18 protein-coding genes and 2 pseudogenes are annotated in these 19785 nt (G+C 58.7%); 14 read left to right on the plus strand and 6 right to left on the minus strand.

Features of this window, described 5'->3' with window-relative positions:
• Window positions 1–4: 4 nt before the first annotated feature.
• Complete coding sequence (locus ACR3E0_RS21845) at window positions 5–1219, minus strand: MFS transporter (RefSeq protein WP_480481696.1); 1215 nt, start codon at window positions 1217–1219, stop codon at window positions 5–7.
• A gap of 60 nt (window positions 1220–1279) precedes the next feature.
• Window positions 1280–2875, minus strand: coding sequence for a GMC family oxidoreductase (locus tag ACR3E0_RS21850; protein WP_480481698.1), 1596 nt, complete (start codon window positions 2873–2875; stop codon window positions 1280–1282).
• A 109-nt stretch (window positions 2876–2984) separates the two neighbouring features.
• On the opposite strand from ACR3E0_RS21850, the gene ACR3E0_RS21855 reads away from it, so the two are divergent.
• The 4 genes from ACR3E0_RS21855 (at window position 2985) to ACR3E0_RS21870 (ending at window position 7105) form a co-directional block, all read left to right on the plus strand.
• Complete coding sequence (locus tag ACR3E0_RS21855) at window positions 2985–4223, plus strand: TRAP transporter substrate-binding protein (RefSeq protein ID WP_480481700.1); 1239 nt, start codon at window positions 2985–2987, stop codon at window positions 4221–4223.
• Between the two features lie 67 nt (window positions 4224–4290).
• Window positions 4291–4956 carry a TRAP transporter small permease gene (locus tag ACR3E0_RS21860; protein WP_480481702.1) on the plus strand — a complete coding sequence of 222 codons (666 nt, stop codon included), beginning with the start codon at window positions 4291–4293 and terminating at the stop codon, window positions 4954–4956.
• Window positions 4956–6314, plus strand: a complete 1359-nt coding sequence (locus ACR3E0_RS21865; RefSeq protein ID WP_480481703.1) for a TRAP transporter large permease — start codon at window positions 4956–4958, stop codon at window positions 6312–6314. The genes ACR3E0_RS21860 and ACR3E0_RS21865 overlap by 1 nt, the downstream gene beginning before the upstream one ends.
• An 11-nt stretch (window positions 6315–6325) precedes the next feature.
• On the plus strand, window positions 6326–7105 hold the full coding sequence (locus ACR3E0_RS21870) for an IclR family transcriptional regulator (protein WP_480481705.1): 780 nt from the start codon (window positions 6326–6328) through the stop codon (window positions 7103–7105).
• Between the two features lie 53 nt (window positions 7106–7158).
• On the opposite strand, the gene ACR3E0_RS21875 is transcribed toward ACR3E0_RS21870, so the two are convergent.
• Entirely contained in the window at window positions 7159–7923 is a 765-nt protein-coding gene (locus ACR3E0_RS21875; RefSeq protein ID WP_480481707.1) for a hypothetical protein, read from the minus strand.
• Between the two features lie 87 nt (window positions 7924–8010).
• Here ACR3E0_RS21875 and ACR3E0_RS21880 point away from each other — a divergent pair, with 87 nt between their 5' ends.
• From ACR3E0_RS21880 to ACR3E0_RS21920, 9 genes and pseudogenes are all read left to right on the plus strand, one after another.
• A complete protein-coding gene (locus tag ACR3E0_RS21880; RefSeq protein WP_480481136.1) occupies window positions 8011–8553 on the plus strand; it encodes a MarR family winged helix-turn-helix transcriptional regulator in 543 nt (180 codons plus the stop codon).
• Window positions 8550–9248, plus strand: a complete 699-nt coding sequence (locus ACR3E0_RS21885; RefSeq protein ID WP_480481138.1) for an MOSC domain-containing protein — start codon at window positions 8550–8552, stop codon at window positions 9246–9248. Before ACR3E0_RS21880 ends, ACR3E0_RS21885 begins: the two co-directional genes overlap by 4 nt.
• A gap of 156 nt (window positions 9249–9404) precedes the next feature.
• Window positions 9405–10429, plus strand: a pseudogene (locus tag ACR3E0_RS21890) (LacI family DNA-binding transcriptional regulator).
• A 92-nt stretch (window positions 10430–10521) separates the two neighbouring features.
• Entirely contained in the window at window positions 10522–11826 is a 1305-nt protein-coding gene (locus ACR3E0_RS21895) for an ABC transporter substrate-binding protein (RefSeq protein ID WP_480481142.1), read from the plus strand.
• A gap of 107 nt (window positions 11827–11933) precedes the next feature.
• Window positions 11934–12800 carry a carbohydrate ABC transporter permease gene (locus tag ACR3E0_RS21900; protein WP_480481143.1) on the plus strand — a complete coding sequence of 289 codons (867 nt, stop codon included), beginning with the start codon at window positions 11934–11936 and terminating at the stop codon, window positions 12798–12800.
• A gap of 13 nt (window positions 12801–12813) precedes the next feature.
• Window positions 12814–13644 (plus strand): carbohydrate ABC transporter permease, encoded by an 831-nt coding sequence (locus ACR3E0_RS21905; RefSeq protein ID WP_480481145.1) that lies wholly within the window; start codon window positions 12814–12816, stop codon window positions 13642–13644.
• 12 nt (window positions 13645–13656) lie between these two features.
• Window positions 13657–14661 (plus strand): ABC transporter ATP-binding protein, encoded by a 1005-nt coding sequence (locus ACR3E0_RS21910; protein ID WP_480481148.1) that lies wholly within the window; start codon window positions 13657–13659, stop codon window positions 14659–14661.
• Window positions 14658–15430 (plus strand): annotated as a pseudogene (locus tag ACR3E0_RS21915) (L-iditol 2-dehydrogenase). The gene ACR3E0_RS21910 and the pseudogene ACR3E0_RS21915 overlap by 4 nt, the downstream one beginning before the upstream one ends.
• Window positions 15430–16932: a mannitol dehydrogenase family protein gene (locus tag ACR3E0_RS21920; protein ID WP_480481709.1), complete on the plus strand. Its 1503-nt coding sequence runs from the start codon at window positions 15430–15432 to the stop codon at window positions 16930–16932. The pseudogene ACR3E0_RS21915 and the gene ACR3E0_RS21920 overlap by 1 nt, the downstream one beginning before the upstream one ends.
• Window positions 16933–16944: 12 nt before the next feature.
• On the opposite strand, the gene ACR3E0_RS21925 is transcribed toward ACR3E0_RS21920, so the two are convergent.
• Entirely contained in the window at window positions 16945–17442 is a 498-nt protein-coding gene (locus ACR3E0_RS21925) for an RES family NAD+ phosphorylase (protein WP_480481152.1), read from the minus strand.
• Window positions 17439–17975 (minus strand): type II RES/Xre toxin-antitoxin system antitoxin, encoded by a 537-nt coding sequence (gene parS, locus ACR3E0_RS21930; RefSeq protein WP_480481711.1) that lies wholly within the window; start codon window positions 17973–17975, stop codon window positions 17439–17441. The genes ACR3E0_RS21925 and parS overlap by 4 nt, the downstream gene beginning before the upstream one ends.
• A gap of 182 nt (window positions 17976–18157) precedes the next feature.
• Between parS and pta the strand changes: the two genes are divergently transcribed.
• Complete coding sequence (pta, locus tag ACR3E0_RS21935; RefSeq protein ID WP_480481156.1) at window positions 18158–19165, plus strand: phosphate acetyltransferase; 1008 nt, start codon at window positions 18158–18160, stop codon at window positions 19163–19165.
• Here the strand turns inward: pta and ACR3E0_RS21940 are convergent.
• Window positions 19162–19776 carry a class I SAM-dependent methyltransferase gene (locus ACR3E0_RS21940; RefSeq protein WP_480481158.1) on the minus strand — a complete coding sequence of 205 codons (615 nt, stop codon included), beginning with the start codon at window positions 19774–19776 and terminating at the stop codon, window positions 19162–19164. The two genes, pta and ACR3E0_RS21940, sit on opposite strands and share 4 nt — an antisense overlap.
• Window positions 19777–19785: the final 9 nt, after the last annotated feature.

The following is a 19785-nucleotide window of genomic DNA, read 5'->3' on the forward strand; positions in this document are numbered from 1 at the left end:
GCGATCAGCGCTGAACTATTGGAACCTGGGACCTCAGGCGCAGGATCAGAGGCAGAATCGCCGCGACCAGCACGGCGCCCAACAGGAACGGCGCACCGGGAAGGTAGACACCGTCGCCGCTGACAAAATGTTCGAAGACACCCGTCAGGACCAGAGGCGCCGCAACGGCGGCGACGGCGGACAGGGACGCGATCACACCCTGAACCAGCCCCTGCTGGTCCTCGCCCACCCGATTGGCCGCAAATGCGGTCATCAGCGGCGGCGCCATGTCCGAAAGGGCCGCAACCGGCAGGAAAATGGCCACCGCCAGGACCGTGGTAGAGACGCCATAACCGACCATGCCGACAATGCCCGCGAGTATGGCAAAAAGCAGGGTTCGGTAATCTCCAAAATGCCGGGTCAGTTGCGGAAGAACACCGGCCTGAACCACGGCAATCAGGACCCCGTAAGCTGACAGGGTCAACCCGATGGTGAACCCGTCCCAGCCAAAAACCTCGCGACCCCAAAAGGCCCAGAGGGTCGGATAGACCATGTTGGCGAACTCAAAGACAAAGATGCAGACCAGTGGGATCGCAAGACCTGGAACCACAAAGGCGCGTATTATGCTGCCAAACGGATTCAGATCCCTTCTCCCAAAGGGTCGCCGACTTTCATTTTTCAGCGATTCCGGCAGAACAAAGATACCAAAGGCCACGTTCAGCGCTGACAAGAGGGCCGCGATCCAGAAGGGCGCCGTGATGTGCCAGCCCGACGCGACGCCGCCCAGGGCCGGCCCCAGGACAAATCCGATGCCAAAGGCCGCACCGATCATGCCAAACCGTGCCCCACGCTCCTCGGGTTCGGAAATGTCGGCGATATATGCCGTTGCGGTGATGTAAGTGGCCCCTGCCATACCGGCGAGGATCCGGCCCGCAAGCAAGACCCAATAGGTCTGCGCCATCGCCATGATGACATAGTCGATCGTCAGGGTGACCAGTGCTGCAATCAGGATCGGTCGGCGCCCATACGCATCCGACAGGCTGCCGACGATGGGGCCAAACAGGAACATGGCCGCCGCATAGGCCGACATCATGATGCCGCCCCACAATGCCCCTTCGGCGGTGCTGTGGGCGCCGACCCGATCCATCAGATCGGGCATGATGGGAAACACGATGCCGATGCCGATAGCGTCGATCATCAGGGTTGCCAGAATAAAGAGATATGGGCCGCTCAGCTTCATGCGGCCAACCGACACCTGAATTGCCCGACTGGCAAGTCTAAATTCGACGGGTGCCTGAATTCACTTGTCAGCCGCCAGCAAGTCGCTGGCTTTTTCCCCGATCATGATCGCAGGTGCGTTGGTGTTTCCGCTGACGATCTCGGGCATGATCGAACAATCGGCGACCCGCAGGTTCTGGATGCCGTGCACCCTGAGATGAGGGTCAACAACCGCTCCGTTTGACGTCCCCATCGCACAGGTTCCGGTCGGATGGTATATCGAAACCGAGTTGGACCTAGCCCAGTCCAGCGTCCCTTCGTAGTCATCGCAGGACAGATCAGAGGTGGGCCGGAATTCTGTCGAAATCTTCGACGCCAACGGGTTATGCGTGGCGATCTTTCGAGCGATGTTCACCCCGTCAACAAGGGTTCGGCAATCCGCCTCCGTCGACAGGTAGTTGGGAATGATCCTGACGTATTCCGAAGGGTCCGGACCGTTCAAACGCAACTCGCCCCGGCTTTCCGGTCGCAATTGGCAGACCGACATGGTGAAGGCGGAAAACGGATGCACGCCTTCACCCGGGCTGTCTGCGGACCAGGGCTGAACGTGAAACTGGATGTCTGGCGTGTCCGCGTCGGGCCGGGTTTTCAGAAACCCGGTCGCCAGACTGGCCGCCATCGTCATGGGGCCTGCACGGAACAGCGCGTATTTCAGGGCGATCCGCGCCTGGTTGAACAGGCTGCGCACCTCGTCATTCAATGTCGGTTCGTTACATTTGAAGACAAGCCGCGCCTGCAGATGGTCCTGTAAACCCTTGCCGACTCCGGACAGCGCGTGGACCGGCTCGATGCCGTTTTCCTTCAGATGATCCGGGTCTCCGATTCCCGACAGCATCAGGATGTGCGGGGAGTTGATCGCACCACCTGACAGGATGATCTCACGGCGAACCGTCAGTGTTTTCTCGGCACCGGACCGGTCGCGATAGACCAGTCCCGTCGCCTTTTTCCCGTCCATCGCCACCCGCGTCACCAGCGCGTTGGTGATGATATTCAGGTTCTGACGGTTGCGGATCGGCTTGAGGTAGGCAACGGCGGAACTGCACCGGCGTCCGTTTCGCGTGGTGAGCTGAAAATACCCCACCCCTTCCTGATCTGCCCCATTATAATCGGGATTGAACGGATAGCCCGCCGCCTGTGCGGCAGCGACCCAGGCGTCACAGATCGGGCGTTGAATGCGCATGTTTGAAACGGAAAGCGGGCCGCCAACGCCGTGAAATTCGTCCTCGCCCCGTTCCTGATCTTCGCTGCGTTTGAACAATGGCAGGACATCGTCCCAGCCCCAACCGACATTCCCCATCTGCCGCCACCGGTCATAGTCCTCTTTCTGACCCCGGACATAGAGAAGCCCGTTCAGGGACGAAGACCCGCCCAGAACCTTGCCACGCGGCCAATCGATCGACCGTCCGTTCAGCCCCGGGTCCGGTTCCGTGCGATAGCACCAGTCCACCGTCGGATTGTGCATTGTCTTGAAATACCCGACGGGGATGTGAATCCACGGGTTGGTATCGCGCCCACCGGCTTCGAGCAGTGCAACGGATGTATTGGGATCGGCGCTCAGCCGATTGGCGATGACACAGCCCGAAGAACCGGCTCCGACAACTGCATAATCTACCTCCATGACTGTCTCCTCCCAAACGCATTGAAAAAAACTCTATGCAAATTGCCAGAACTATACTAGCCTTTTTTGATACAAAACGTCTCAATAATTGCGAAACGGGAGGTAAGCGATGGAGATCGGTCGAAAACTGAGTGGTATTTCAAGACGGGATTTCTTCCGCGTGGCAGGCCGGTACGGCATTAGTTCCACGCTGTTGGCCGCAGGCGGATTCGGGGGCGCGATGAGCCTCGCCAATCTGGCGCAAGCCGCAGAATCCACTTATGAAAAACGGTTCACGAAAGAACCGAAACACACGCTGAAATTTGGCGCATCCGGGTTCAACACAAGAAACCTTTTGATCGAGCGGGCCGGTGCAATCGAATTTGCGCGCGACCTCGAAGAGCGCACGGATGGCGAGATTCGCATTGAGTTCATCGGCGACAATCAGATCTGCGGACAGCTGAGCTGTGTTGAAAAAACCCAGCAGGGAATCGTGGATATCTATGCCGCGTCGACGCAGAACTCTGCGGGCGGGGCACCTTATCTGAATGTGCTGGACTATGCGTACATGTTCCCCAGCCGGGCAGCACAGTACTACTTCTTCTATCACCCCGCGAGCCAGCGGATCCTGCGTGAGCCGCTCGAAAAGCGGCATGGTCTCAAGTTCCTGTTCACCCATTGTGAGCTGCGCGGCCTGCAAATGGGCTCAACATTCCAGGACAAGCCGACCGTCACCAAACTGGAAGAGCTGTTTGGCACCAAAAACCGTGTGACAGGCACCCAGCTTGGCCGGATCGCGATGCAGCTGCTGAACCTGAACCCGGTTCCGGTTGCCTGGGAAGAAACCCTCGACGCCTTGAAAACGGGCCTGATCGACGGTGCCGAAACCTGGGCCTCGGCAGTGGCCTACGCCAACATGTCGCCTGTCGTGTCGCAGTCCGTGGACCTCAAGTTCTTCTGCGGAACCGAGCATACGTCGATGTCGGCCAAGGTCTTCGACGGGCTTGGCGGCGATTTGCAGGATGCCGTGATGGAGTCGTCTTACTTCACGCAGGCGCTGATTCAGGGTGCCAACGAAGCGGCGCTGCTGAACACCGTCGGCTTCTCTGACCCGCAATTGCCCAACACGATCTTTGCCGAAAACGGGGTGCGCCCGGCCTTCCTGCCGGATGACCAGATCAAGCTGGCCGAAGAGATGTGCGCCCCGAACTACAATCCGGAGCCCTGGGCGGAATGGCGCGAGCGGCTCAACAAATGGGCTGGCGGCATCGACACTTATCAGGAGATCTACGACATCGCGCGCGAGATCCCTGCAGACACCCTGCCGGAAAATGTCGAACCGCGCCGTTGGTGGATGGGCCAGGCCTGATAAAAGCATACAGAACCGGCCCCCGACGGGCCGGTTCCACTAAACACCGACTGGGAGGACGGGGTTCATGTCGTTTTGGGCAGATATCGGCGCCATTTTCAGCGCGTTACTGAGCCGGGATTCGTTCGAGATTCAATCCGCGTTGCGATCCGACGCAGCATGGGTTGTCGGGGCCGTCGTGGCGGCCTTGGGTGGCTATGCGGTGATGATGATTTACCGCGTCTCTCCTTTCATCGAACGCCACTTCGAACGCTCGGTCATGGTGTATTCCTATCTGGCGATTGCCCTGATCATCTTTTGGGGCGTCATCGATCGCTTTGTGTTCAACGATCAGGAACCCTGGTCCACAACCATTCCGCCGCTCCTGTTCATGGTGATGGCGTGGTTCGGGGCCTCCTACAATGTGCGTCTGCGCACCCATCTGAGCTTCAGCGAATTTCGCGGTTCCATGCCGCGCGGGGGCCAATTGGCCTGCCTGATCCTGGATGCCATCCTCTGGTTCATCTTCGCCGTGATCGTGATCGTGACGACATCCCGATTGGTGGCCCTGTCCGCTTCGAATTTCCAGATCGTTCTGGGGACGGACAACATCATGCAATGGTGGTTCCTTCTGACCGCACCCTTGTCCTTCTTTCTGATGGTCGGGCGGGTGTTTCAGAATCTGGCGGACGACCTCCACAACTGGAAAACCGGCGAGCCTTTGATCAAGCAAGCCGTGATTGGGGCAGACTGATGACAGACGGAACCATGGTCACATTGATCTCGCTGGGGGTCACGTTTCTATTCATGCTGGGTGTGCCAGTACTGCTGGTCATCGGCTACTGGGTCATCGGCTGCTCGTTCGTTCTGGGCCTGACGCTCGACAACATGGGCGCCGAGCTGCTGAACGTCTTCAACAAAGGGTTTGCACTGCTGGCGATGCCGCTGTTCATCCTGACGGGGGACCTTATCAACAAGTCGGGCATCGCGCGCAGGCTCAGCGACTTTGCCTATGCCTGTCTGGGGTGGATACGCGGCGGGCTGGCAATGGCGTCGCTTGGCGCCTGCGGCCTGTTTGCTGCGATCTCGGGTTCGAACTCGGCGACCACGGCCACCATCGGATCGATGCTGCACCCCGAAATGGTCAAGGGCGGCTATGATGAACGCTTCAGTGCGGCAACCGCCGCCGCTGGTGGTACGGTCGGGATCATCATCCCGCCGTCGATCATCTTCATCGTCTACGGGTTCCTGATGAACCTGCCGATTTCCGAACTGTTCGTCGCCGGTATCCTGCCCGGAGCCCTGATGGTGATGGGCATGCAGTTCGCCTGCTGGATCATCTGCCGGATCAACGGCTGGGGGTATCTGATCCCGCTGCAACTGAACCGGGTTCTGAAAACAGCGTTTGGCGCATGGCTTGGGTTCTTTGCAATCGGGTTGGTTCTTTGGGGCATTTATACAGGCAAGTTTTCCCCCACCGAAGCAGCCGGTGTCACCGTGGGCTTCTGTGTGATTGCCGGTCTTGTCAGCTATCCGATCAATCGCATCATGGGCGCGCGGGACGATGTGTCTCCGACCGACAAAAGCTTTGCGGAAATGCTGGTGGTCGAAGGGTTCACGATCCCGGAAATCCCATCGATCGTGATCCGGTCAGCGCAGATCACCGGCATTCTTGCGCCGCTGATTGCGATTTCGGTGGTGATGCAGCAAATCCTCTCGTTGCTGGGCGCGCAACAGACCATCGGAGATTTCGTGACCTCGATGGGCGGCTACCACGCGGTGCTGTTCACCTCGATGGTGATCGTCTTCTTCTCGGGTATGGTTCTGGAAAGCCTGCCGGTCACGATCATCCTGGCACCGATCCTTGCGCCGATTGCAGCCTCGGTCGGCATCGATCCGATCCACTTCTCGGTGATCTTCCTTGTCGGTGCATCGATCGGGTTCATCACGCCGCCCTATGGCCTGAACCTCTATGTTGCATCGGGTGTGACCGGCGTTCCTTACTTCCGGTTGCTCAGGTACACGGTGCCTTATCTTGCGGCGTTGCTGTCTGTTTGGATCCTTGTTTCGCTTGTGCCCGATCTGGCCTTGATCCTGTTGCCAAACAAATAGAATGTAGCGGGATGGCCGATACGGACGCACCAGAAAGAGAGACTCAGATCCCAACCAACCTGCGATTGCTTCTGATCCTGGAAGAGGTCGCAAGGCGCGGCGTCGCCGTCAAACCGTCCGATCTGATCGAGTCGCTGGGACTGGCAAAACCAACCGTTCACAGACTGCTTCAGACCGCCGAGGCCGAAGGTTTTCTGCAACGTGATCTGGACGGGCGTTCCTATGGTCCGGGTCCGCGACTGCGGCAGCTATCGGTCAACACGATGTCCGCGGAACACCTGCGCACCGCGCGGCTTGCGATCCTGCGCGGGGTTGCGGATGACATCGGCGAAACCTGCAACCTCGCCATCCCGGACCGCGAAGGCATGATCTATCTCGACCGGGTGGAAACCAAGTGGCCACTGAGGATTCAGTTACCCATCGGAACGCAGGTGCCGTTTCATTGCACGGCCAGCGGAAAGATGTACCTGTCCACGCTACGGAACAAGACGCTGGACGGCTACCTGTCGGCCCGCAAACTTCACGCCCACACGACGCAGACCCTGACCGCACCCGACGCGGTGCGCGATGAAATCAACAGGGTGTCCCGCAACGGGTATTCCACCGATGATGAAGAGTTCATGTCCGGCATGACCGCCATCGCGGTACCGATTCTGGACAGTCGCGAGCGGCTTGTCGCCACGCTGTCGGTTCACGCGCCGGTGCAACGTCATGACATTGACGGGCTGATGCAGTTTCTGGACACCCTGCATCAGGGTGCCCGGAAACTTTCCAGCCTGCTATCCGATTGATCAGTTGAGCCGAGGCTGGTTGATCCCCAAAAAACGGGCGGCCCGCCACCTGCCTACTCGATCTTGCCGGGCAGGCCCAGGTTGCCGGAAGCGACGTCAAACACATCCACCACGCACAAAAGAGGTGCGTGAATGTTGGCGTTGACCCGCAAGGCCGAGGTCACGCCGTCATAGGCCACCCCGCCCAGTTGAACATCGCTGCGGAAACCTGCGTTGACGGCGATCTCAGGGCCGTCGAACAAGGGTGTAAAACCGGGACTGTCGAGGAAGATCGGAAATCCCGGCCATGTTGCCGGCAGTTGAGGCGTTTCGCCCTCCGGAATGTCCCGAACGGCAAGCGCGCCGGGTCCACATGCCTCGGTCGGTGTCAGAACAACCCAGTGGCTGTGCCAGACGTCACCGTCATTTGTCGGGTCCCCATCGTTGTTTTCGTCAAACAGCGGGGTGTCGTCAAAATCCGGGTGGCTGGTCGCTGCCAGCGCCAGAATTCCGGTTCCCTCTTCGAACCCCACGGCAGACGGGTCCAGCGATGTCGGCCAGACATATGCAAACACATCCGATCCGCCAACGGCACCTGTTGCTTCGGGAATGTCCGCGCCAGCGGTTCCGTTTGTCGTCATGTGAAACGTAACGGTGTTGCCAGTGCGATGGACATGGGCGGCCAGAATATCAAAGGATGCGATCTTCGCCGCGTCCGACTCTGAAAGAATGGCGCCCTGCTGATTGATGGCATGGCCATGGGAATGGTCGCCATCCGCAAGCGCGGCCGTACCGAGCAATGCGATGACGGCTGAAATCGGAAAACGTGATTGTGTCATGATCTGTCCTTTCTGATGATTTCGACTCACTATTAATAGCGAGTCGAAACTATTGCAATAGTAATTTCGAGTCGATACATTCTAGCCATGACACCGGATATCGAAATTCGTGACCTCATCAACCGTTTGGCAAGGCTGGATGCGGCCGCGGGATGGGACGGGGATCTGAACCCAACCCAGCGGGCCGCACTTGGGTATCTGTCGCGGGCCAACCGGTTTTCCCGAAGCCCCTCTCATGTGTCGGACTACCTCGGCACAACCCGTGGCACGACCACGCAATCGCTGAAATCGCTGTTGCAAAAGGGCTATGTGACCGAGCAACGTTCGGCACATGACAAACGGGTGATCAGCTACTCATTGACAGCCGCCGGACAAAAGGCGGCTGAGGCTCCTGCCCCGGTGCAAGCGGCAATCACAGCACTTGACGCGGACGACCAAAAGCTGTTGCAGGACCTGCTGACGAAATCTCTGCACACTGTTCTGGCACAAAACAATGGTCGCGACTTCGGGTTGTGCAAATCCTGCATTCATCATCAAAAACAGGATGCGGGCCCGTTTTGCGCGCTGTTGAACGTCTCGCTGTCACCGCATGAAACCAACCAGATTTGTCACGAACAGGAAAGCGCATGACCAAGCCGGACCTTAACGCTCGGATCGACGGCCTCTTTTTTGGGGCGGTTCAGCACAGATGGGAGGGGCGGGACCCGTCCGCAATCGGCAAAACCGCGGTCTCTGGGCCACAGCGCATTGACGACACCGGATTTGTCGGGGACGCGCAGGCGGATCTGGTCAATCACGGTGGCCGGGACAAGGCCATTCATCACTATGCATCGGAACATTATCCATCGTGGAAGGCAGAAGGCGCGATCCCGCCAGACGCCACACCAGCAGCCTTTGGCGAGAATATCGCCACGCACGGCATGACAGAAGAGACGCTGTGCATCGGTGACATCCTGCGCCTCGGGACAGCAACCGTTCAGATCAGCCAGGGCCGCCAACCTTGTTGGAAAGTGTCCGAGCACACGCGGAACAAACGCATGGCCTATCTCTTTCAGAAAACGGGCCGAACCGGTTGGTATTACCGCGTTCTCGAGCATGGCGCGGCAGGCGTTGGTGATGAGGTCCGTTTGTTGGAGCGCCCACAGCCCGGCTGGTCTGTCAAACGGGTCACCGCCGCACGACTGACACGGCGCGTGTCGGACAAAGATGCCGCAATACTGGCCCAGTTGCCCGAACTTGCCATCGGTTGGCGGAAAGCATTTGAAAAAATGGCGTCCGGTGACCGGGACGAGGACACCAGCAGACGGCTCACAGGACATCAATGACAGGCGGGAAGGTTGCCGGGCAGGCTCAAACTCCGACTGGCATCACAAAAACCCCGTGTTCCGCCGAACTGGACCGGCCTATTGATTTTTGTCGCGCGCAAAGAATATGTAAAGCATTGTCAAGATCGCGACGAGGCTCCCTCAGGGTTCGACAGCATGACCAAGATAAAGAACATGGAAGAATTCGCAGCCGTCAGCGGTATCTCGCGGCCAACCGTGTCCAAGTATTTTCACGACCCTGACAGCGTGCGCGCCACAACCCGCGCACGTATCGAAGAAGCGCTGGAGCGGTTTGACTATCGGCCCAACATCTACGCGGTGAACCAGAACCGGAAACTGACCAAGAATATCGGCATCGTGGTCCCATACCTCGCCGATCCGTTCTTTGCCGAGATTGCCAGATATCTGGAACAGAGTTGCATCGCGGCGGGCTATCGCCCTTCGCTATTCAGTTCGCATGGGGAACAAAAGCTGGAAAACGAAATCCTGGACAGCTTGCGATCCCTGAAGCCCGCGGGCGTATTGCTGGCCCCGCTCGGGCGTGCATCGAACCAGTCGCACATCGAATCCTTCTGCCAAAACGTGCCCACGGTGCTGTTCGATAGCAACCTCGAAGGTCTGGGGGCTGCTTTCGTCGGTTCGGACAATTTCAGTTTCGTGTCGCAGACGGTCGAGTATCTGACCCGGACCGGCGCGCCCCCGTCGTTCTTCGAGATGCGCACCCCGGCAAACCCCAACGCCAACAAACGGCGCAAAGCCTATATCGAAGTGATGGAGCGGCTGGGTTTCGAACCCCATGTTGTAAAGATTGATGGCGAAGGCTGGGCGTTCGAAGAAATCGGACGGCAGGGCGCGGCCAAGGCGCTGGATGCCGGCGCGTTCAAAACCAACACGGTGCTGTGCAGCAATGACCGTCTGGCAATCGGCTTTTTGTCAACGTGCTACGAGATGGGGATTCGCGTCGGACGCAAGGATGACTGTACTCTGCGCGTGGCTTCAAACGACGATCATCCCTTTTCCAGATTTACCTGCCCTCCCTGACAACCGCCGCCCATGACTATGACAACGTGGCAGGACGCAGCGTCGAAACCCTGTTTGAACTCATTGAAAATGGGGGAAAATTCGACACAAGAACGGAAACCCTGTTCCCTGCGCGGCTTGTTTTGAGAGATTCCGCATGAGTTTATTTTTACGCGCGTAAAGTTTTTATTGACGCCGCGACAACTTTTACTCTACGCTTCCCGCACGACATCCAAGCTCAGGGAGGACAGGGATGTATCTGAAGAACGCACTTCGTGCGGCGACTGCAATGACTTTCGTCGCAACGGCAGCGGCCCATGCACAAACTATCACAATCGCCACAGTGAACAACGGCGACATGATCCGGATGCAGGGCTATACCGACAATTTCACCGAAGCGACCGGCATTGACGTTGAATGGGTGACGCTGGAAGAGAACGTGCTGCGTCAGCGCGTGACCACCGACATCACCACCAAGGGCGGTCAGTTCGACATCATGACCATCGGCATGTACGAAACCCCGATCTGGGGTGCCAATGGCTGGCTGGTTCCTCTGGATGGGATGTCCGCCGAATATGATGTCGGGGACCTGTTGCCTGCAATGGCCGGCGGCCTGAGCAATGACGGCACGCTCTATGCGGCGCCGTTTTACGGCGAAAGCTCGATGATCATGTACCGCACCGACCTGATGGAAAAGGCCGGATTGGAAATGCCTGAAGGCCCCACATGGCAGTTCATTCGTGAGGCCGCAGCGGCCATGACGGACCGCGACAATGACATCAACGGCATCTGCCTGCGCGGCAAGGCCGGTTGGGGTGAAGGCGGCGCTTTCATCACCGTAACCGCAAACTCGTTCGGCGCGCGCTGGTTCGATGAGGACTGGAAGCCCCAGTTCGATCAGCCTGAGTGGAAAGAGGCTCTGACATTCTTCGTCGACATGATGAACGAATCCGGGCCGGCGGGTTATGCGACCAACGGTTTCAACGAGAACCTGTCGCTTTTCCAGCAGGGCAAATGCGGCATGTGGATCGATGCCACTGTTGCAGCCTCATTCGTGACAAACCCCGATGACTCGACCGTTGCTGACAAGGTCGGCTTCGCTTTGGCACCGAACTCGGAAGGCGTCGACAAGCGCGCCAACTGGTTGTGGGCCTGGGCCCTCGCCATTCCTGCCGGCACACAGCAGGAAGACGCGGCCAAACAGTTCATCGAGTGGGCAACGTCGAAAGACTACATCGAGTTGGTGGCCGAGAATGAAGGCTGGGCCAACGTGCCTCCGGGCGCGCGGACCTCGCTCTATGAGAACGACAACTACAAGGACATTCCATTCGCCAAGATGACGCTGGAGTCGATCCTGCTGGCCGATCCGCAGAACTGCTGCGCCCAGCCGACGCCGTATACCGGCATCCAGTTCGTTGCGATCCCGGAATTCGCAGGCATTGCCACACAGGTCAGCCAGGAATTCTCGGCAGTCTATGCCGGACAACAGACGGTGGATGAAGCCCTTGCCAAAGCGCAGGCCTTCACTGCTGAAGAGATGGAAGCCGCAGGGTACTGAGGCATCCTCCCCAGTGGGGGACAGGTGATCTGTCCCCCGCTCCCCACTTCCACAACTCGCGTTTTTCTCGCAGGCTGAGTTACGCCTGAACAGAGAGGGTTTGCGTAATGGCTACTCAACACTCCCGATCCGTTGCTCGCCTGATGATGGCACCCGCAGTGGTCCTGCTGCTTGGCTGGATGCTCGTGCCGCTGACGATGACGCTGTACTTTTCCTTCAAGAAATACCTGCCGTTGCGGGGCGGAGATCTGGGCTGGGTTGGCTTTGACAACTACATCCGCTTCGTCTCGTCCAGCACATTCTGGCCCGCCGTTCAGGCCACATTGGTGATTGTCGGCGGCGTTCTGATCATCACGATCATTCTGGGCATCCTGCTCGCAATGCTGCTGGATCAGCCGATGTGGGGACAAGGCGTTGTCCGTATCCTTGTGATTGCTCCGTTCTTTGTGATGCCGACCGTCTCGGCATTGGTCTGGAAGAACATGTTCATGGACCCGGTAAACGGCCTGCTGGCGCATCTGTGGCGTTTTTTCGGGGCCGAGCCAATCTCTTGGCTGTCACAGGCCTCGATGCCCTCCATCGTCATCATCGTCTCGTGGCAATGGCTGCCCTTTGCAACGCTGATCCTGCTGACCGCAATTCAGTCGCTGGACAGTGAACAGTTGGAAGCCGCCGAGATGGACGGTGCCCCGCCGCTGAAACGCTTCTATCACATCATCCTGCCACATCTGGGCCGCGCCATCACCATCGTGATCCTGATCCAGACGATCTTCCTGTTGTCGATCTTCGCCGAGATCTTTGTGACCACCGGCGGTGCATTCGGCACTCGCACCCTCACCTACCTGATCTTCCAGCGTGTGCTGGAAAGCCAGAACGTCGGCCTCGGATCAGCCGGAGGTGTCTACGCCATCATCCTTGCCAATATCGTTGCGATCTTCCTGATGCGCATCGTCGGCAAAAACCTGGACGCGTGAGGAGACAGAACCCATGGCCCGCACCGTCACAACACAACGCAAAACCTTCAACACGGCTCTTGCCTGGATCGTCGGTCTGCTGATCTTTTTTCCGATCCTTTGGACCATCCTGACCAGCTTCAAGACCGAGGCGCAGGCGATTGCCAGCCCTCCGATCTTTCTGAACTTCGACTGGACGCTCGAGAACTATGCCATCGTGCAGGAACGCTCGGACTACATGAGGTTCCTGTGGAACTCGGTGATCATCGCCGGCGGGTCAACCATCCTGGGTGTGATCATCGCCGTACCCGCCGCGTGGGCGATGGCATTCGTGCCGTCCAAACGCACCAAGGACATTCTGCTGTGGATGCTGTCCACCAAGATGCTGCCAGCAGTAGGCGTGCTGTACCCGATCTACCTGCTGTTCATTCAGCTGGGGCTGCTGGACAGCCGTGGGGGACTGGTCGTGGTGCTGATGCTGATCAACCTGCCGATCATCGTGTGGATGCTCTACACCTATTTCCGCGAGATACCGGGTGAAATCCTCGAAGCTGCACGAATGGACGGGGCGACGCTGAAAGAGGAAATCCTCTATGTACTGACGCCAATGGCCATTCCCGGCATCGCTTCGACCGTGCTGCTGAACTTCATCCTTGCTTGGAACGAGGCGTTCTGGACCCTCAACCTGACGGCTGTCGACGCGGCACCGCTCACAGCGTTCATCGCCAGCTATTCCAGCCCCGAGGGCCTGTTCTTTGCCAAGCTCAGCGCAGCCTCGACCATGGCAATCGCACCAATCCTGATCCTTGGCTGGTTCAGCCAGAAACAACTTGTCCGCGGCCTGACCTTCGGCGCTGTGAAATAAGGAGCATTCCTCATGGGACGCATACAACTCAAGTCCGTGACCAAAAGCTTCGGCGACGTTGAGGTCATTCCACCGCTGGATCTGACCATCGAGGATGGCGAGTTCACCGTCTTCGTCGGCCCATCGGGCTGTGGCAAGTCCACACTCCTGCGTCTGATCGCTGGGCTGGAAGACATCACCTCGGGCCATATCGAGATCGATGGCACCGATGCCACAGATGTACCCCCGGCCAAGCGTGGCCTGGCGATGGTGTTCCAGTCCTATGCGCTCTACCCGCATATGACGGTGCGCAAGAACATTGCCTTTCCCCTGCGCATGGCCAAGCTGGATCAGACCGAGATCGACCGTCGCGTCGAAGGCGCCGCAAGTGTTCTGAACCTGACCGATTATCTCGACCGGCGTCCGGGGCAGTTGTCCGGTGGTCAGCGCCAGCGGGTCGCCATCGGGCGCGCGATTGTTCGCGAACCGGCGGCGTTCCTGTTTGACGAACCGCTGTCGAACCTTGATGCGGCCCTGCGGGTTGGTATGCGACTGGAAATCAGCGAACTGCACGAACGCCTTGCGACCACGATGATCTACGTGACCCACGATCAGGTCGAGGCGATGACCATGGCCGACAAGATCGTTGTCTTGCAAGCCGGTGTCATTGAACAGGTTGGCAGCCCCCTGGAGCTTTATCGCGCGCCGCGCAACCTGTTTGTGGCGGGCTTCATCGGCTCTCCCAAGATGAACTTTATCGAAGGGGAAGAGGCAGCGAAACACGGCGCTCACACCATCGGCGTCCGCCCGGAACACATTGCTGTGTCGGATACGGAAGGACCGTGGTCCGGTACCGTCAGCGTGTCCGAACATCTCGGCTCGGATACGTTCTTTCATATCCACGAAACCGGGCTGGCCGAAACCGTCACCGTGCGCGCTGACGGCGAAGTGGGGTTTCGCCACGGCGATCGCATCCACCTGACGCCGCGCGCCGATATGATCCATCGCTTTGACGCAAAGGGCCTGCGGATCGAATGACGCGACTGGCGGGCAAAACCGCACTCATCACGGGTGCCGGGCGCGGGATCGGATTGGCTTTCGCAAAGGCCTATGTCGCCGAAGGCGCGCGCGTTGCTCTTGCGGATATCGACATCGCACGGGCCGAACACGCTGCATCCGGCATGGGTGAAGCGGCGATTGCCGTCGAAATGAATGTCACCGAGCAACGCAGCATCGACGCCGCAGTTGCCCGCACCCATGAACATTTCGGACCCATAGACATTCTCATCAACAATGCCGCGATCTTTACCGCCGCGCCGATTACCGAAATCGAACGCGCTGATTATCAACGTGTCTTCGACATCAACGTGTCGGGCACCCTCTTCACCCTGCAGGCCGTGGCACGACACATGATCGAGCATCGGGTCAAGGGTCGCATCATCAACATGGCCTCACAGGCCGGTCGACGGGGCGAGCCGCTGGTCGCGGTCTACTGCGCCAGCAAGGCTGCCATCATCTCGCTGACCCAGTCCGCCGGGCTCAACCTGATTGACCACGGCATCAACGTGAACGCCATCGCCCCCGGTGTCGTGGATGGAGAGCATTGGGACGGCGTTGATGCGTTCTTTGCAAAACACGAAAACAAGGCACCGGGCCAGAAAAAGCGCGAAGTGGCGGCTGCCGTGCCCTATGGCCGCATGGGACGTGCGGAGGATCTGACAGGCATGGCGGTTTTCTCGCGTCAGACGACGCCCGCTACATCGTTGCCCAGACATACAATGTCGATGGCGGGAACTGGATGAGCTGATGGGCGTTTCGGCGAAAACGACTGAACCGGTTCCGCTGCGTCGCAGCCGCCTGTCGGACTTGCCCGCCGCCGTCGGGCGCCCGCGATACCGACTATCCGAGTTGACACCCGGCATCGTGCATATCGGATTGGGCAACTTTCACCGGGCCCATCAGGCCTGGTATCTGCACAGGCTGATGCAACAGGGGCGTGCGCTGGATTGGGCCATCATTGGCGCGGGCGTGCGAAGCTATGACGCCGGAATGCGCGAAAAGCTGTTGGATCAGGAGTGTCTGACGACGTTGATAGAGCTCGATCCGTCCGGCGCGTCAGCCGAAGTGATCGGCGCAATGATCGACTACCTGCCGATTGAGGCGGACAACGCCGCCCTGATCCGGCAGATGTCTGATCCTGCAATCCGCATCGTATCCCTGACCGTGACCGAGGGCGGGTATTTTCTTGATACCGGTTCCGGAGCGCTGGACATCGACCACGAAGACATTCGCCACGATGCCAGAAACCCCGACCATCCGCGCACGGTTTTTGGCGCAATCGTCGCGGCGCTGAAACGGCGCAGGAACGCGGGTGCGACGCCGTTCACGGCGCTGAGTTGCGACAACCTTCAGGGCAACGGTGCCATCCTGCGGAATTGCATTGTCGGGCTGGCGCGCCTGTCCGATCCCACACTGGCCGACTGGATTGATCAGAATGCCGAATTCCCCAATTCAATGGTGGATTGCATCGTCCCCGCCACCACGAACGAGGTTATCGCTCAGGCGAACTCGTTGGGCATCGCGGATCATGCGCCGGTCACCCATGAAAACTTTCGCCAATGGGTGATCGAAGACAGGTTCTGCGCCGGGCGTCCGCCGCTGGAAGACGTGGGTGTGACGCTGACAGACAATGTGCATGCCTACGAAGCCATGAAGCTGCGCATTCTAAATGGCGGTCATCAGCTTCTGGCCAATGTCGGTGAAATCCTCAACGTTCCGACCATCTCGGATTGTATGCAGGACGCGCAGATCACCGGGTTTTTCCGCAAGGTGCAATCCGAGGAAATCACACCTTACGTTCAGGCCGTTCCTGAAACGACCCCGGCGGACTATCTTGAACTGGTCGAACGCCGGTTTACCAATTCCGCGATCCGCGACACAACCCGCCGCGTCGCGTTCGACGGCTCGTCGCGCCACCCCGGATTTCTGGTGCCGTCCCTGCGCGATGCGTTGCGGTCCGAGGCTTCGTTCCAAGGGCTTGCACTGGCCGAAGCCTTCTGGGCCCGGATGTGCGCGGGCACGCGCGAGGATGGCACGGACATTGACCCCAATGACCCGATCTGGCCCGATTTGCAACGGACAGCGCGGGCGGCACGCGAGAACCCCGCGGTTTGGATCAGTCAGACCAGCCTGTATGGCGATATCCATCAGAACCACGCATTCGCGCGCGCCTTCTCAGACTGGTTGCATCGCCTGTGGCGGGATGGCTGCCGAAAAACCCTGGATCAGTATCTCGGTGTTTCGTCCTAGGTCTTTGCGCACCTACCGGTGCAATCGCGGATCAAGCGCAAAACGCTCCTGCTGCACATCGTCAAAATGACCATCCACCCGGTCCGCGTCGAAAATCAGGTTCCAGCTGTGCCGGGACACCGTCGACGGAACCAGCGTAAACAGGTTGTCTTGCAGCAACTGGTCGCCAAAAGCCTGCTGTCCGGGCCCGTGCGCGCCCGGAACAAGCCAGTTTGGGTTTGGCAAGTCATCGGGATTGAGAACATGCACGTCGGACAGCTTGGCCACGCGAGCCGATGTCAGAACATGGGCAGCCGTATCGAGGACCTTGAACCCTTTGTGAACCGCGACCTCGATGATGGCCGTTGACGGGTCAATCGAGGTATAGACGGCCCGTACCCCGCGCGAGTTCCACCGACCGCCCACACGATAGGATCCCTCGCCCGTATTCCATGTGGCCGCATGCCGGTCCTGATCAAGCCGCCAGAACCGAAGCTCACCGGTCCCAAGCGGCGGTGGAAGTGGCGTCACGTATAGACCCCGTACTCCAGTCGCGTCAGGTAGGTCTCGACGGCTTCAGCCCCTGCAGCCGTTGCAAGCAGGTCGATCGGGCGTCGGTTGTCCAGCCCGATTGCAGGCTCAAGAATCCACGCTTCGGCGGCATCCTGCGATCCCATGACATCCGTGGCCTGAGCGATAATCTCGGCAAAGCGCCACGCCCGGCTGCTCTGTTCAGTCGAGAGCATCTTCTGTGTCGTATCAGACCTGCGGCGCTGCAACGTGCGGATGCTGATCCCGATCGCCTTGTTCAGCGCGTCGCCTGTCGACAACACGCGCACACCTTCGACGAGATGAATCAACGATTTCGACGGTATCCCCTCGACAATCAGATCATGCGCATCCAGCGGGTTCCGGACCGTCCGTTTCATGATCTTGCCGCCGCCCAAAAGACGGTACGCCCGCGCTACGTCATTTTCCTGCGCAACCTGAACGTCCTGAGGCACCAGCGGGTCTGTCACTGCATTTGCGACCATCAGCACTTTCCTTTCGTCACGTGTCGCCATTTATATGACACTTGTCGCGAAACTTTTCAAGGGCAGCAATCCGAGATCGGTAACGCATGCGCATTAACTGCCAACCTTCAACCTCTGAGACATGACCCCGTCTTGATCGTCGCCGAGACAGCCTTTATCGCTGTACGGGTTCTGGCGGGTGTCCAGCTCGTGCATTTTTGAAAGGAAACAACATGAAACCGTTGGAAATGCTTCTCAAGAATGCGGCTCAATCGCAGAAGACGATCGTCTTGCCGGAAGGCTCTGACCCCCGTGTGATCGAAGCTGCGCTCGAGGCCAGCGAAAAAGGAATTGCGCGTATCATTCTGGTTGGAAACGAAGAGCTGATCGCCTGTCAGTTTGCCCTCCTCAAAGCCAAGGTTGGGGACGGGATCGAAATCGAGGACCCGGCGACATCGGCGTCCTTCGACGAACTGGCCCTGCTGCTCTACGAATTGCGCAAACACAAGAACATCTCTTTGGAACAGGCCATTCGCGAAGCCCGCAAACCGCATGTATTTGCGGCACTGATGGTCAAGAAAGGGCTCGCCGATGGCACCGTCGGAGGGGCCACGACGACAACCGCCGACATTGTGCGCACCGCCATTCAGATCATCGGGACCAAAGCGGACACCAAGCTGGTCTCGAGCTTTTTCCTGATGATGTTCTGCAAGGATCACCATCCCAAGAAAGGGGCCCATATCTTTGCCGATAGCGGGTTGGTCGTCGATCCCACCGCTCAGGAGATGGCGCAGATTGCAATCGATTCTGCGGGCAGCTTCAAGGCGCTGGTAGGTGATGTGCCGCACGTGGCTATGCTGTCGTTTTCGACCCGTGGCAGTGCAAGCCACGCCGCGGTCTCGAAAGTTGTCGAAGCAACGAAACTTGCGCAGGAAGCTGCGCCTGACCTGCTGATCGATGGTGAGTTGCAATTCGACGCGGCCTTTGTGCCGGATGTGGCCGCGTCCAAGGCGCAGGATTCACCGCTGGGGGGCAACGCCAACGTGTTCATTTTCCCAAATCTCGAAAGCGGCAATATAGCATACAAGGTTGCGCAACGGGTCGGCGGGGCCCTGGCGATCGGGCCTATTCTGCAGGGCCTCGACAAGCCCGCAAACGACCTGTCGCGGGGATGTTCTGCAGAAGACATTCTGCACATGATCGCAGTGACGGCCGCACAGGCGGATGCGCGCGACCCCTAAACCTTCTTCAGGACCAGAAAGGTCATCATACCAATCGGTGGCAGAACCTTTTGCTGTTCCGGGATGAGTGTTTTCTCTTGCAGCACTGTTTCAATTTCGAAATCAGAATGCCATCCGATCGTGTTTGCCAGCGGAGCAAATACGCGTTCAATGGAGGCAAGCAGGCCGCGCTTGCGCTTGAAATGATTGGTAATCACCACTTTGCCGCCCGGTTTGCACACCCGCGCTATTTCGGCCATCACCCTTTCGGGTTCCGGAACAACAGACAGAACATGCATCGCCGCAACTGTATCGAAATGGTCGTCCGGGAAATCGAGCCGGCGGGCATCCATTTGTCGCAACTCCCTGACATGGCTGAGCGTCATGGCTCTGACTTTGTCGCGTGCCTTTTGCAGCATGTCCTCACTAAAGTCGATCCCGGTCACCTGCATCTCGGGTCTGTAATGCTCAAGTGACAATCCGGTGCCCACGCCGACTTCCAGAACACTGCCAGGGTGCCTATTTATGTACTCTACCGCGTGCCGTCGGCCGACATTTGTGATAGCCCCAAACGTCCTGTCGTAGACAGGTGCCCAGCGAGCGTAGGAGGTTTGAACGGCTTTGATGTCCATATCTGATCC

This window comes from Ruegeria sp. AJ12 (assembly GCF_056536245.1).

Excerpts from the sequence above, each read along its gene's own strand:
- ACR3E0_RS21845 (WP_480481696.1), bottom strand. The coding sequence starts at position 1,219 with ATGAAGCTGAGCGGCCCATATCTCTTTATTCTGGCAACCCTGATGATC.
- ACR3E0_RS21850 (WP_480481698.1), bottom strand. The coding sequence starts at position 2,875 with ATGGAGGTAGATTATGCAGTTGTCGGAGCCGGTTCTTCGGGCTGTGTC.
- ACR3E0_RS21855 (WP_480481700.1), top strand. The coding sequence starts at position 2,985 with ATGGAGATCGGTCGAAAACTGAGTGGTATTTCAAGACGGGATTTCTTC.
- ACR3E0_RS21860 (WP_480481702.1), top strand. The coding sequence starts at position 4,291 with ATGTCGTTTTGGGCAGATATCGGCGCCATTTTCAGCGCGTTACTGAGC.
- ACR3E0_RS21865 (WP_480481703.1), top strand. The coding sequence starts at position 4,956 with ATGACAGACGGAACCATGGTCACATTGATCTCGCTGGGGGTCACGTTT.
- ACR3E0_RS21870 (WP_480481705.1), top strand. The coding sequence starts at position 6,326 with ATGGCCGATACGGACGCACCAGAAAGAGAGACTCAGATCCCAACCAAC.
- ACR3E0_RS21875 (WP_480481707.1), bottom strand. The coding sequence starts at position 7,923 with ATGACACAATCACGTTTTCCGATTTCAGCCGTCATCGCATTGCTCGGT.
- ACR3E0_RS21880 (WP_480481136.1), top strand. The coding sequence starts at position 8,011 with ATGACACCGGATATCGAAATTCGTGACCTCATCAACCGTTTGGCAAGG.
- ACR3E0_RS21885 (WP_480481138.1), top strand. The coding sequence starts at position 8,550 with ATGACCAAGCCGGACCTTAACGCTCGGATCGACGGCCTCTTTTTTGGG.
- ACR3E0_RS21895 (WP_480481142.1), top strand. The coding sequence starts at position 10,522 with ATGTATCTGAAGAACGCACTTCGTGCGGCGACTGCAATGACTTTCGTC.
- ACR3E0_RS21900 (WP_480481143.1), top strand. The coding sequence starts at position 11,934 with ATGGCTACTCAACACTCCCGATCCGTTGCTCGCCTGATGATGGCACCC.
- ACR3E0_RS21905 (WP_480481145.1), top strand. The coding sequence starts at position 12,814 with ATGGCCCGCACCGTCACAACACAACGCAAAACCTTCAACACGGCTCTT.
- ACR3E0_RS21910 (WP_480481148.1), top strand. The coding sequence starts at position 13,657 with ATGGGACGCATACAACTCAAGTCCGTGACCAAAAGCTTCGGCGACGTT.
- ACR3E0_RS21920 (WP_480481709.1), top strand. The coding sequence starts at position 15,430 with ATGGGCGTTTCGGCGAAAACGACTGAACCGGTTCCGCTGCGTCGCAGC.
- parS (WP_480481711.1), bottom strand. The coding sequence starts at position 17,975 with ATGGCGACACGTGACGAAAGGAAAGTGCTGATGGTCGCAAATGCAGTG.
- pta (WP_480481156.1), top strand. The coding sequence starts at position 18,158 with ATGAAACCGTTGGAAATGCTTCTCAAGAATGCGGCTCAATCGCAGAAG.
- ACR3E0_RS21940 (WP_480481158.1), bottom strand. The coding sequence starts at position 19,776 with ATGGACATCAAAGCCGTTCAAACCTCCTACGCTCGCTGGGCACCTGTC.